A 541-nucleotide genomic window follows, 5' to 3' on the forward strand; every position below is an offset into this window, starting at 1 on the left:
CTGAGAAGATTGGGCTGCGTATTAAGCCTCTTGTGCTTCACTCAGATAACGGAAGTCCTATGAAGGGTGCTACCATGCTCGAAACGCTCTACCGCTTGGGAATAACGCCATCAAACAGCAGACCAAGGGTAAGCAATGATAATCCTTATGCTGAGAGTCTTTTCAAGACATTGAAGTACAACTGCAACTACCAGCCAAAGGGATTCAAAGACCTCGAAGAGGCACGTCAGTGGTGCAAGAAGTTTGTCCATTGGTATAACTACAAACACCGCCACAGCGGAATAAACTTTCTGACCCCAGAACAAAGACACAGCGGAATAGGTCAGCAAATATTGGATCAGAGGAGAGCTGTATATGAGGCAGCGAGAGCTAAGCATCCTGAACGCTGGTCTATGTCCACAAGAGACTGGACTCTACCTGATGAAGTCTGGCTTAATCCAGTAAATACAGAATCTGAAAATATTGGAACCAAGTCTAATACTTCAGTCTCATAGCATACTAAAAAATGAAGAATTACTGACAACTACCTTGACAGTCAGCG

Annotated in this window: 1 protein-coding gene; it reads left to right on the forward strand. The window is 44.4% G+C overall.

Annotated elements, in window-relative coordinates; genetic code table 11:
- Positions 1–494, forward strand: a 494-nt coding sequence (locus T472_RS06370; protein ID WP_023863438.1) for an integrase core domain-containing protein, incomplete at its 5' end; no start/stop codon positions are given.
- Between the last annotated feature and the right edge of the window lie 47 nt (positions 495–541).

The organism is Youngiibacter fragilis 232.1 (assembly GCF_000495435.3).
Classification (GTDB): Bacteria; Bacillota; Clostridia; order Clostridiales; family Clostridiaceae; genus Youngiibacter; species Youngiibacter fragilis.